This is a genomic window from Sebaldella sp. S0638 (genome assembly GCF_024158605.1).
GTDB lineage: Bacteria > Fusobacteriota > Fusobacteriia > Fusobacteriales > Leptotrichiaceae > Sebaldella.
Window position 1 is genome coordinate 17706 of record NZ_JAMZGM010000049.1, and the last position, 12564, is coordinate 30269.

A 12564-nucleotide genomic window follows, 5' to 3' on the forward strand; every position below is an offset into this window, starting at 1 on the left:
TCACCATCCTAGTTCATATATTTTATTTTATGTGTAAAACTCGACAACTCATTTTGTGCTTTTACAAAATCTTTTTCGGCAATATTATATTTGTTTAATCTTTCCAGATAATCACTGTAAGTGGAAACACCCAGCTCATACTTTTTGGAATAAACCTCATAATCTTTTTTTGTTACTTCCAGATCCTTTTGTGCTATCAGTTCATTGGTCTGCAATGTGGTATACTCTATCATATTTTCTTTGATTTTATTATCTACATTTACTTTTTTATCTAAATAATCTACTTTGTTTTTTTTCAGTTCGTTTTTCAGATTTTCATAGTCCCCTTTGTAGTTAAAAACTGTCTTTTTCACTCCCAAACCTACAATAACCTCATCATTTTCAAAAGAATAAGACATTTCGGCATTTAATTCAGGAATACTTGTAGTATATTTTTCTCTTTTTAATTTTTCATTATTAATCTTTTCGTCATATTTCAGAGAATCAAGATCTGTTGTTCCTATGTTATAAAAATCAACTTTCTCAACTTCTTTTTTTTCAATATTCTCGAATTTCCCATCTGTAACAATGTTATAGATAGAAAAGCTTTCCCTGTATAACAGCAGCTCTCTTCTCAAATTCTCCAAATCAAGAATAGCCTTTTCGTATTCAGCTCTGGAAGATATATGATCGAATTCTGATGCAGTTCCGACTTCATATTTTTTCATTATTATTGTATAATCTCTTTTTTTTACTTCAAGTGACTTTTCTTCTATTTCTATCTCTTTTTCTTTATTTTTGTAATTTTTATATAAATCAATTAAATTTACTATTTGAGTATCAAGCTCTTGAAGATTCAGGACTTTTTGCTTTTCAAGGGACAAATCATTTATGATCCGTTCTGAATCATATTTGCTGTAATAAAGTTCTCTCAAATCCTTGCTTACCCCAACCCTGTTTTCTACAATTTCATCATTAAGCGTATCATAATCAAATCTGTAATTAAAAATTCCGTATTCTGCCTGGGCTGAAACACCATAATGGCTTTTTCCCACAGTATCGTAATATTTGTTATCTACATTCATAGTCACGCCGTTCCACTCGCCTTTATCGATCAATTCCCTGTTTATTTCATAAGAGTCAAGATTAAGTTTATTTTTTTCTGTGGTATAAGACTGTGACCTTAACTGTTCTATAGCTCCGTCAAGATTAATACTAAGCAGAACAACACTTGAAAACATCATCAATATTATGTATTTAAGCAGTTTTTCCATTATTCCTCCTCTTTATAATTTTTACTTTCTTTTGACACATCTCTGTGCAAATAACCTGATTCACTAAATGACTCCTTTCCTTTACCAATTTATTTCAAAAAACTCTATGACTAATCAGTCATAAAAAGATTGTATTTTTCCATATACGAATAAAAAAATACTTCTACTTCAATTTTTTCAGAAAAAAATAGTTAGCATTCTTACTATATTATGAAATTTTTTTATATAAAATTTTTTATAAATTAGTTAGCATTCTAACTATTATGAAAAAATTTTATATAAGATTTTATGAGTGTAACATTTTATATTTTTATTGTCAACATTTTTATTTTTATGGTTGACAATTCCATATATTTATAATACAATTAGTTCAATGAATTAACTATTTTTATAAAAACAGGTGAATAACTATGAAACTTGCAGATATTATCGAAATTCTTTCTAAAAGATTTCTAAATTACAAAGTATCAGAACTGGAAAAATACAATATCGAAAATATTAACATTAACTTTTTTCAATATATTGATATTATCGGCGATATGGACGCTCCTACTTACGGAGAAGTAGCACAAAAACTAAATTTGAGCAAACCTGCAATAACAGCTATTGTAAATAAATTAATAAAAGAAGATCTTGTTTACAAAGAACAGTCTATGACAGATAAACGTACATACCATATCAGACTTACCAAAAACGGACTCGAAATTTATAACAGCTGCAGACTTGCACACAATGACCTTGAAAAATACATTGCCAAAAAACTCACTAAAGAAGAATATAAGCAGCTTGTACATTTATTATGTCTGGTTGTTGAATAAAATTTTTTCATTTTATTCAATATTTATAAAAATAGTTAATTCACAAAACTAACTATAATATTAAGTATAGGCTTAATGTTATTTGAAGATTCAAAAATTTATTATATGAGGAGTAAAAAACATGAAAAAAAATCTGATTTTCTATTTTTCCGGTACGGGAAACTGTTTGAAAGTTGCCAAAACAATATCGAAAAACAAAGAAAACACTGAAATTATCCCAATGGGAAGCAGTCACATCTATGAATTTGACGGAGATTATGAAAGCATAGGCTTTGTATATCCTGTATATTTCGCAGGTCTCCCTGCTGCTGCCGCCGATTATATTTCAAAGTTAGTTTTACCAAAAGATGATAATATTTATTACTACACTGTTAATACGTGCGGCAGCATAATCGGAAACGCATTTGCCCAGCTTAAAGAACTTCTTGAACAAAAAGGCGCTCATCTTGATTATTCTGCTAAACTAAAAATGTTCTCAAACTATGTAGTCATGTACAATATGAAGGAAAATGTAAAAGAAATAACTGAAAAATCTGACAAAGACCTTATTCCTATTATGGAAAACATAAAAAATAAATATAAAAACAAAACAGGAAAAAAGAATTCTCTTTTAGAGTGGTGGTATCACAAAGAAATGAAAGTTATCCATACTAAAGACCAGCACTTTAATGTATCTGAAAACTGTACTTCCTGCGGAATATGCGTAAAAGTCTGCCCGGTGGATAACATAAAGCTGGAAGGAAAAAAGCCTGATTTCTTACATCATTGCGAGCAGTGTACAGCATGTATACAATACTGTCCTGAAAAAGCCATTAATTTCAAAAATAAAACACAAAACAGAAGAAGATATACTAATCCTGATATAAACTGGAAAGAACTTTCTGAAAGTAATAAAAGTTACTAATTTTCTGAGTCTGTTTTTTATGGAAAATAATTATAATAATTGATTTTACTGCTGTTTTTCTTTATAATTATAATTAAGAATTTTATTTTTATTATGGAGGGAAAATGGAGTATAAAATAAAAGATACGAGTATTTATTATGAAATACACGGCGAAGGAAAGCCCGTCATCTGTATACACGGTTATACAGTGGATCATAACCTTATGAAGAGCTGTCTTGAACCTGTATTTAAAGATGAGAAAACACCATATAAACGAATTTACATTGATCTGCCGGGAATGGGAAAATCCAAAGCTGCACCGTGGCTGAAAAATGCCGATATAATGCTGGACATCCTTCTGGATTTCATTAATTACGTTACTGACGGAGAAAATTTTCTGCTTGCTGCTGAATCATACGGCTGCTATCTTTCTATGGGGATACTAAAAAAAATTTCACATCAGACTGACGGTATATTTTTTCTGGCTCCGTGCATTATTTCCGATTACACTAAAAGAAATCTTCCATTGGAAAGCACTGTTTATTCTGAAAAAATTACAGACTCCGTAGAATTTGAAGAAGAAATCAAAGAATTTGGGGAAATGGCTGTTATCATCACAAACAATACATGGACAGACTACAAAAATAATATACTTCCGTCAATAAAATCCGCAGATAAAAACTTCCTTGCTTTTTACAGAGAAAACGGATATGGTTTTTCCTTTGAAGATGATTTTGAAAGTCTTGTATACAGTAAGCCTTCTGCTATAATCACAGGCAGACAGGATGACAGTGTCGGCTACAAAGACATGCTCAGACTCCTTGATAACTTTCCCCGTGCAGGTTTTTCAATACTTGACGGTGCAGGACATAACCTACAGATCGAACAGCCTGAATTATTCAGGGAACATTTTAGAAACTGGCTGAAAAGAACACGTTATTAATATAAAATTTTTTATATGACTAAAATATCAGAAGCGAACGAGAAATTTATAATTCCTTCAAAACTCCTGATATCTCGGTCATTTTTTTATATACTGGTTTATTATAATATTTATCTGACTTTATTTCTGAATATTCGTATAGTCAGTGATCCCCAGCCTGTTTCCAAACGGATCATAAAATTCCACAGCCATTCCGGTCTTTATATTAAACGGCTCAGATAAAAAATCCACTCCTTTTTCCAAAAGATTTTTGTACTCATCCATGACATTATCCACTGTAAACCAAATTGTGGGTTTCATATCCTCATACATCCTTTTATCTTTCAGTATTATTGCCGGTTCTTCATTACCTACGTTAAAAGCTGTCATCCCAATATTTTCAAACTTAAATTTCAATGACAACCCCAGAATTTTCGAATAGTATTCTTCTGCGATCTCCATATTATCCACAGGGAGAAAAAAATTATCATAACTCTTCATTCAAAACACCTCTTTTCATTTATTTTTAGTTTACCATATAAGACTTGTCAACAGTTTGTCATATTCCAACAAAATATCAGTATAATAAAAATAGAATCACAAGAAATCCCACAGTTGTTTTTCTGTATTTATCTCTTTGATTCTATTTAGGTCATTTATTAGAGTCTTTCACTTTTATATATACTATAATTTATTGTAGGAAATATATTGTCTCTGCTTTCTATCTCCTCTATCCATTCTTCTTCTAGTGTATTTCCGTTGAAATCCTCATATATTTTAAATAATCTGTTTATGTGATCACTTATTTTCTTTTTTGCATATCCTACCATTGTCTCGGTATACATTATGAATTCCCAGCATGAAGTCTGTGCCATTAACAGTTCTCTTGCTGCCTGATTTAATGCTCTTTTTTCAAGATCATTTTCAGGATCACGGCCGTTTGCCAGCTCTATCATCTTTTGTGCAGCCTTGTGTAAGTGTCTGTATACATAATCATTTCTCTCATCAAGCCAGACATCATAGTAACCGTTTGCTCCCCAGCTTGACAGATTTACATCTACAATCTGATTAACCTTGTACTTTTCCAGATATTTCGACGGTGTTATGCTGTTAAAATCAGAATCTTTCATATATCTGAAAACCCATTCGAGAAATGCAGGTCCTTCAAACCACCAGTGACCGTACAACTCTGCATCATAAGGCGATACCACTATAGGATCTCTCATTCTCATAAGAGATTTCAGGTAGCCAAGCTGCTTTGACCTGTTGTTTACAAAGTCACGTGCGTGTTCTTTAGCTCTGTTATATGCAGCTTCAGGATTATACACCCTTTTGTCGCCGCTGTTTTTATCTGTAATTGCATAATACTTTACACCGATATTTCGTCTTACGCCGTCACTGTGCAAAAACGGCTTTACATAATCGTAATCCAGCTCATATCCTGCATCTTTGTGAAATTCCCTGTAAACTCCGTCTCCAGGATAACCTATTTCCGAACTCCATACCTGCTCGGAAGATTCCAGATCCCTTGCAAACGCAGCTACACCGTTAGATGTATAAACAGGTGCATATACTCCGTACAAAGGTCTCGGGGAACTGAACATAATCCCATGAGCATCTACTATAAAGTACTTTAGATTATTTTTCTCAAGATACTTATCCTGTCCGGGATAATACGCACATTCAGAAAGCCATATTCCTTTTGGCTCTTTCCCGTAGTTGTTTTTATAATCCTCTTTTGCCATTAGTATCTGAGCATTTACTGCTTCAGGAAAATCTTTCATAAACGGAAGAAAGCCATGTGTGGCAGCTACAGGAATAATTTCCAGATTTCCGTTATCCTGAAACTTTTTAAATGCTTTTATCAAATCCCCATTATATCTCAGAAATGTTTCTTTCGCTCTTTTAAAAAAGCTTAGGTTAAATTTAGCTACATTTAGGAGTTCCTCCTGATCTTTCAGTCTCTCCACTTCAAGTCTGCATAATTCCAGTGACTTATTGAGACTTACTTCATATCTTGATCTTAAGAGTTCATCATTTAACATATTTGCCAAAGTACCTGACATAGTCATTGTAATATTCCACGGAATTTTATCCTTCGTAAGATTTTCAAACATATTTAATAAAGGAATATAAGTTTCACTTATCGCTTCATACAGCCAGTCTTCTTCTAAAAATTCCTCATATTCCGGATGCCTAACATAAGGCAAGTGGGCATGAAGAATCATACTAAAATATCCTTTCATACTTATTCCTCCCAAATACCGTTTTCAAAAATTCTCATCATTTCTTCAATAACCACTCTGTTTTTATTTAAGCTGTCCAATGATTTTGCTGCATCTCTATAATCTTTCAGCTTTATTTCCAGCAGAATTTCTCCTCCTTCAAGTTCTCTGGGATATTTGACACTTATTTGATCACTTTTTATTTTCCGTACTCTTTTTTCGAATTCTCTCAAAGTATCAGAATACACCGGCATTTTCATTCTTTCTATTTTTTCTATAAGTTCTGTTCCTCTGTCTTTTCTGGATTTTTTCATATCCAGCTCTATCTCTGACAGTTTGTCATAAAATTTTTCTTGGGTACTGTTTTCCATTTCATATGCTAATTCTGAAAATTTCACAAGCATGGAATGTGTCAGATATACTTCGTTTTTCTCAATATAATCTGCTATTTCCCTGCTTTTACTTACTTTTTTTCTTTCTAAAAACTCAATTATCATATTTTCTCACCATTATTATAGCACTTTTATTGTTTTTATAGTAATTTTTTCTTATAGAAATTTCTTTGAAATTATTTTTTTTGTATAATAAGAGCGCCTTTTCATTATCTTCACTGACTTCCAATAATATATCCCTGTTACGGTTTCTCTCAAATAAAGCTTTCAGAAGCATCGTTCCCATACCCTGTCCCTGATAACTGCTGTCCACAGCTATCTCAAACAAGTCAATGCAGTCTGTTGTGTCATACGAAACCAAGTATGCCACTGTTTTTTCATCTTTTTTAATAAGTATAAAACTGTAATTTTCTGTTTCATTCATATTCTCAATATCATTTGGCTGCCATTTATTATCAAAATAAAGATTATGAATTTTTATTATATTATCATAATCTTTTATTTTTTCAGAAATTAATACTTCCATTTATCTTACAATCCCGAATTTGGTAATAGGAAGGAATCTAAATAAAAGTTTTCCTTTTATTCTGCTGTCCTGTACGTATCCCCAGTATCTTGAGTCATCACTGTCACTGCTGTTATCCCCCATTGCGAAGTAATAATCATGCGTAAGTGTAATTTCCTGTCCTGCAAGGAGTGAATTCATAGTATCTTTATTATATCTGAAATCCAGTATATTCATAACTGTGTTATCATTACCTTTTACATTAAGGGTATAAACATATGTTTCACCGTTTGTTCTGAAGTTATCTGTATTATAGAATATGTCAGTAAGTTTTTCTCCGGCTTTTACCTTCTCTGTAACTTCTTCCAAAGGTACTTCCACGTAGTTTATAATATAACTTTGTGTAGAGACTTCCTGTTCTATTCTCATTTTATATATTTTCCCAAGTGTTACTACATCATTCTTCTTAGGTATGTATATCTTCCCTGCGAATCCGAGGAATCCTTCTTTTCTGTAAAATACTCTTGTGTCAAGCGGCTGTCCGTTTGATAAAAGATTTCCTTTCTTATCCACCTGTATCGGTGTTCCTTCTTCTCCTACAAGGTTTGTCTTAAAATTTATTACTTCGTCATATATTGTTCCTGTCTGGCTGTCATAACCATTCTGCAGAATTACTACAAGCCCTTCATTAGTCACAGTAAGATCTTTCTTACCCTGACCTATCAGGTGGGCTTTCATTTCTATTACATTATCATTGATAACAAGTTCCCCGTTATCATCTATATTTAATGTCTCGCCCGGCAGACCCACAAGCCTCTTTGTATAAAGGAGCTTATTGTCTTTCGGTTCTTTAAATGCGATAATATCTCCGCGTTCGGGTTTCTTGAATTTATATGATATCATATTGGCAAAAAATCTGTCGTTTTCAATTATTGTAGGTCTCATTGATCCTGTAGGAATCATAAAATTCCCCAGATAAAAATTCTGTATAAGAAGTACGATAACCACTGCGGTAATACTTGTCTCTATTAAGTGAACCGATTCGAATATCTGGTTCTGATACAGATATATTTCCACAAGAAACAGGATACAACCCAGTGCAAGATATGTATAGAGATATATTCCCTGCATATCCATCATAAGTCTTCCCAGTACAAGAAGAAGTGCATTCACTACAAAAGCCCATTCCTGCTTCTTTCTCAGAATCAATACACCGGCATTCAGCGCGAAAACAACCATAATTATATTTTTCTTAAATGAAAAATCCAGATCCTGACCTGATTCCATTATTTTCCAGAATAAAAGTGCCAGTATAATGATATGTACTACTGTTAGTATATCAGCAGTTTTCTTCATTTTGCCGAGATCACCTTTCGATACCAGTCTGTCTGCTATATTCTTCTCTTTTGCCTTTAACCACTCAACTATAACTTTTTCTTTTATAAAAAAGTAAAGTAGTATCCCTGTCAGGATGACATAGAACACACCCCATAATACTATATTCATATATGACCGCCTTCATGTGATTTATATAAAAAAAGCTAGCCTCTTGCTAGCCTTAAGCTACTTTCTGATTTCTTTAATTCTAGCAGCTTTTCCTGATAATTCTCTTAAATAATATAGTCTAGATCTTCTTACTTTACCGATTCTCTTAACTTCTATTTTTTCAATTAGTGGAGAATTAATAGGCATAATTCTTTCTACACCTACTCCTGATGAAACTTTTCTTACAGTAAAATTCTTAGAAATACCTCCACCAGATACTCTTATAACTACACCTTCAAAGACCTGTATTCTCTCTTTGTTTCCCTCTTTTACCTTATAATGAACTGCAACAGTATCTCCTGCTTTAAATTCTGGTATGTCTGTTTTCAACTGGTCTTTTTCTACAAGCTCGATTAATTTCTCTTTCAAGAAATTTCCTCCCTTCTTTACGTGACATTCATTCCATAATAGTTTATAAAAGCGGAATGCCCTTATTTACAATACAAAATATCATATCATATTCATGAATTTTTTTCAAGTTCTTTTTAAAGTCTTTTTTTAGATTTTTTCTTCTGTAACATATGAAAAATAAGCTTTCTGACTTTTATACACTGCGAAAAAACAATGTATCACATATGAAACACAAACTTTCAGACTAATTCCCTCAGTTACAAAATCTGCATTTTTCTTAGCTGTGTTTTCTACTAATCAAATAATTCCAAGCTCCCTGAAAGCATCCATTGTTATTTTCTTTCTAAGTTCCAGCAGATAGCTGTTTCTTGCTTCAGAATCATTTATAATTCTTGTGGCAAAAAAATATACATCTCCTTTGGTTTCAATGTATCCCACATACCATATGACATTTTCGGCACCGTCTCTTCCCCAGCCCGTTTTTCCTCTGAGTATATAGTCAGGTGTTTCTTCATTTATCATAATGTTTTTTACGATTTTATAAGTTTTTTCCGAAAGAGAAAATTTTTCCTCATACAAATTTATCAGAAAATTTACCTGCTCTTCGGGAGAAATTTCCAGACTCCGGTCAATCCAGAAAGAATCTGTTTTTTCAGGTACAGTTTGATTTCCATAGCTGAATTCTTTCAGATATTCCTCATATGTTTCTCTTTTTATCTGCTTTGCACCTTTCATATAAAACCATAAAGCAGAGTATCTGAAAGCATCCCTCAGATCCAAATCTGTATTCCAGTTCTCGTTATACCTTATAATCCCATCCCATTCCATCGGCTCATTTTCATCTTTAACCACTCCTTTTTCAAGGAATATAAGAGAATTAGGTATTTTGAAAGTAGAAGCCGGAAGCTTTCTTACTTTTGAATCCTCTTCATCAGAGTAAATCCAGATTTTATTTTTATAATCATAAACAGTAATACTGCCTGTTATTTTATTTTCATCAAAAATTCTCTGTAAATCTGCATTACTATTTACCACCATTGTATTTACAGAAAACATAAATGATAAGAAGAAAGAAAAAAGTATCTCCATTTTTACCTCCATATATTCGTCACTATATTTCTCTAAAATATAACATTACTGTATAAAACAGTCAACAAAAACTGTCTGTTCCTATATGCAAAACATACCAAACTTGACTAATTTTCTGAAATATGCTAACATTTACATACTTATCAGTAAGTAAGTACAAATAGAAAGGAAGTCTTATATCTTGATACCTACAAAAGATAAAATTATTGAATATTCTATAAAATTAATAAAAACGAAAGGCTATTCCTCGTTTAGCTACGATGATATCGCACAAAAACTAAAAATAAGCAAAGCAGCTGTGCATCATCATTTTGAAAAAAAGGAAGATCTTGGAATAGCTGTATGCCGGTATCTTCAGACTAAAATTGTCGAAGGCTATAATAAAAACCTAAAACAGGACGTTCATCCGTGGATTTTTGCAGAAACAAGAATAAACACCATAAAATCAGGTGAAATATGTCCGATATCCAGTTTACAGACAGACTTTGACCAGTTTTCCCCTAAGTTAAAAAAAGAACTAAAAAAAACAACAGATATGGAAATTGAATATTTTCAAAAGCTGGTGGAAGAATATGCACCCGGTTTACCTGACTATTCACAGGCAGTGACTTCATACCTTGCACTGAAAGGCGCCTTGCAGTACAGACGTATTCTCGGGGAAGAATTTTATAAAAAATCTGTTATGTCTATAAAGAAAGAATTTTATGACTTTCTGAACAAAAAGGAGAGTAATTAAATGAAAAGAGTAGTTGTCACAGGATATGGAATTATTTCCGCAATAGGAAATGATATTGATACATTCTGGCAGAATACAGCAGCGGGAAAATCCGGTATAAAGCTGATAAAAGACCCTGAATTTTCTGATATTCCCACGAGAATAGCAGCTTATATCGAAAACTTTGATGCAGAAAAATATATGAATAAAAAAGATATTAACAAAACAGATCTTTTTACACAATATGCATATGCCGCGGCCAGTCAGGCCCTTGAATCAGGCGGTGTTAATGATGATACTTTTGATAAAAACAGGGTTGGTATATATATTGGTTCAGGTGTAGGCGGACTTGACACCATTCTGAAAAATCATAAAATATTTTTGGAAAAAGGAAGCAGACGTGTATCGCCGTTTATGGTTCCAATGATGATTACCAATATGGCGGCAGGATTTATATCTATAAATACAGGCTTCAAAGGTCCCAGCTTTTCACCTGTTTCAGCATGTGCCACATCAAATCATGCTATTGGCGAAGCTTTCCTTAGTATAAAACACGGCTATACAGATGCTGTTCTCGCCGGAGGTGCTGAATCTCCGCTGAATCCCCTTACTTTCGCCGGTTTTTCAAATATGAAGGCAATGTCGCGGAACAATGATAATCCTCTTGAAGCAAGCAGACCCTTTGATAAAGACCGTGACGGCTTTGTAATAGCAGAAGGTGCAGGAATACTTCTTCTTGAAGAATATGAACACGCTGTAAAACGTGGTGCTGTGATACTGGGAGAAATCGTAGGCTATGGTGCCACATCAGATGCCTTTCATATGACTACTCCTGATTTTCACGGAGCAGAAAGAGCGATGAATCTGGCTTTATCCACAGCAGGAGTGCATCCGTCAAGTGTAAATTATATCAATGCACATGCCACAAGCACAAAAGAAGGAGATATCTCAGAAACAAATGCCATTAAATCTGTTTTTGGCGAAAATGTAAAAAATTTGAAAATAAGTGCCACAAAATCAATAACCGGTCATTTATTTGGTGCGGCAGGGGGAGCAGAAGCAGTAATAACTCTAAAAGCGATAGAAAACAGTCTTGTCCCGCCAACTATAAATCTAAAAAATCCTGATGAAAAATGTGACCTTGATTATACACCGAATACTGCTGTCAAACATAATATCGAATATGCACTCTCGAACGGCTTTGGTTTCGGAGGACATAATGCGTCACTTTTATTCAAAAAATACCGCGGATAATAACTTCAAGTCCCCATTACTGCTTATTGACTTTAGTTATTAAATGTACTATAATTTATTAATTATTTTACTATATTATGAGGGGGAAAAAATGAAAAAGTTATTATTGCTTGGAATTCTAATGTTTTCTGTTATTGGTTTTTCAGAAACACTAACAGGTACTTTTGTTTCGAAAATACATCAGATCAGCGGTGAGATATCTATGGAAACAACTGGTAAAGAAGTTACAATAAAGAATTTTACTTATGATGGTAACGGAAAAAATGTTTATATAGTATTAACAAAAGACGGCGATTTCAAAAATATGAAAGTCATATCTAAAGAACTGAAAAAGGGTTATGTAAATGAAACACTTACACTAAAAGTAAATGACCTGAAAAAATTAACTGATGAAGGTTACACTACTGTTTCAGTTTATACAAAGACTGGAAAATCAAGTTTTGGAGATGCTTCTTTAGTTGAGGCTGAAGTGGCTAAATAAATTAATATGCAGGGATGAAAATCCCTGTTTTTATTGCTCAGATATAAAAAACCTTAGAGCCTGTGATAAAAAGTCTGTAAATAAAAAAATCTTTTTATGATAAACTAAAAACAGGAGGACTTTATTATGA

General features: G+C 32.8%; 14 protein-coding genes. 6 read left to right on the forward strand and 8 right to left on the reverse strand.

What is annotated here, in order from left to right:
- Window positions 1-8: 8 nt before the first annotated feature.
- Entirely contained in the window at window positions 9-1253 is a 1245-nt protein-coding gene (locus NK213_RS12975) for a TolC family protein (RefSeq protein WP_253349829.1), read from the reverse strand.
- A gap of 410 nt (window positions 1254-1663) precedes the next feature.
- Here NK213_RS12975 and NK213_RS12980 point away from each other — a divergent pair, with 410 nt between their 5' ends.
- The 3 genes from NK213_RS12980 to NK213_RS12990 all read left to right on the forward strand — a co-directional run bounded on the left by NK213_RS12980 (window position 1664) and on the right by NK213_RS12990 (window position 3898).
- The gene (locus NK213_RS12980; protein ID WP_253349831.1) at window positions 1664-2071 is read left to right on the forward strand and encodes a MarR family winged helix-turn-helix transcriptional regulator; all 408 of its coding nucleotides are present in this window, start codon (window positions 1664-1666) and stop codon (window positions 2069-2071) included.
- Window positions 2072-2192: 121 nt separating this feature from the next.
- Window positions 2193-2975 carry an EFR1 family ferrodoxin gene (locus NK213_RS12985; protein ID WP_253349833.1) on the forward strand — a complete coding sequence of 261 codons (783 nt, stop codon included), beginning with the start codon at window positions 2193-2195 and terminating at the stop codon, window positions 2973-2975.
- 104 nt (window positions 2976-3079) lie between these two features.
- A complete protein-coding gene (locus NK213_RS12990) occupies window positions 3080-3898 on the forward strand; it encodes an alpha/beta fold hydrolase (RefSeq protein WP_253349835.1) in 819 nt (272 codons plus the stop codon).
- 120 nt (window positions 3899-4018) lie between these two features.
- Here NK213_RS12990 and NK213_RS12995 read toward each other — a convergent pair whose 3' ends face one another.
- The 7 genes from NK213_RS12995 to NK213_RS13025 all read right to left on the reverse strand — a co-directional run bounded on the left by NK213_RS12995 (window position 4019) and on the right by NK213_RS13025 (window position 9984).
- A complete protein-coding gene (locus tag NK213_RS12995) occupies window positions 4019-4378 on the reverse strand; it encodes a VOC family protein (RefSeq protein WP_253349837.1) in 360 nt (119 codons plus the stop codon).
- 158 nt (window positions 4379-4536) lie between these two features.
- Entirely contained in the window at window positions 4537-6123 is a 1587-nt protein-coding gene (locus NK213_RS13000) for a glycoside hydrolase family 57 protein (protein WP_253349839.1), read from the reverse strand.
- 2 nt (window positions 6124-6125) lie between these two features.
- On the reverse strand, window positions 6126-6599 hold the full coding sequence (locus tag NK213_RS13005) for a hypothetical protein (protein ID WP_253349841.1): 474 nt from the start codon (window positions 6597-6599) through the stop codon (window positions 6126-6128).
- A complete protein-coding gene (gene rimI, locus NK213_RS13010) occupies window positions 6589-7020 on the reverse strand; it encodes a ribosomal protein S18-alanine N-acetyltransferase (RefSeq protein WP_253349843.1) in 432 nt (143 codons plus the stop codon). The genes NK213_RS13005 and rimI overlap by 11 nt, the downstream gene beginning before the upstream one ends.
- A complete protein-coding gene (lepB, locus tag NK213_RS13015; protein ID WP_253349845.1) occupies window positions 7021-8505 on the reverse strand; it encodes a signal peptidase I in 1485 nt (494 codons plus the stop codon).
- A 57-nt stretch (window positions 8506-8562) separates the two neighbouring features.
- On the reverse strand, window positions 8563-8913 hold the full coding sequence (rplS, locus tag NK213_RS13020) for a 50S ribosomal protein L19 (RefSeq protein ID WP_012859785.1): 351 nt from the start codon (window positions 8911-8913) through the stop codon (window positions 8563-8565).
- Window positions 8914-9192: 279 nt separating this feature from the next.
- Window positions 9193-9984, reverse strand: a complete 792-nt coding sequence (locus NK213_RS13025) for a penicillin-binding transpeptidase domain-containing protein (RefSeq protein WP_253349847.1) — start codon at window positions 9982-9984, stop codon at window positions 9193-9195.
- A 181-nt stretch (window positions 9985-10165) separates the two neighbouring features.
- Between NK213_RS13025 and NK213_RS13030 the strand changes: the two genes are divergently transcribed.
- The 3 genes from NK213_RS13030 to NK213_RS13040 all read left to right on the forward strand — a co-directional run bounded on the left by NK213_RS13030 (window position 10166) and on the right by NK213_RS13040 (window position 12434).
- On the forward strand, window positions 10166-10720 hold the full coding sequence (locus tag NK213_RS13030) for a TetR/AcrR family transcriptional regulator (protein ID WP_253349849.1): 555 nt from the start codon (window positions 10166-10168) through the stop codon (window positions 10718-10720).
- Window positions 10721-11953, forward strand: a complete 1233-nt coding sequence (gene fabF, locus NK213_RS13035; RefSeq protein ID WP_253349851.1) for a beta-ketoacyl-ACP synthase II — start codon at window positions 10721-10723, stop codon at window positions 11951-11953. It begins immediately after the preceding gene.
- A 91-nt stretch (window positions 11954-12044) separates the two neighbouring features.
- Window positions 12045-12434: a DM13 domain-containing protein gene (locus NK213_RS13040; RefSeq protein WP_253349853.1), complete on the forward strand. Its 390-nt coding sequence runs from the start codon at window positions 12045-12047 to the stop codon at window positions 12432-12434.
- The last annotated feature ends 130 nt before the right edge of the window (window positions 12435-12564 follow it).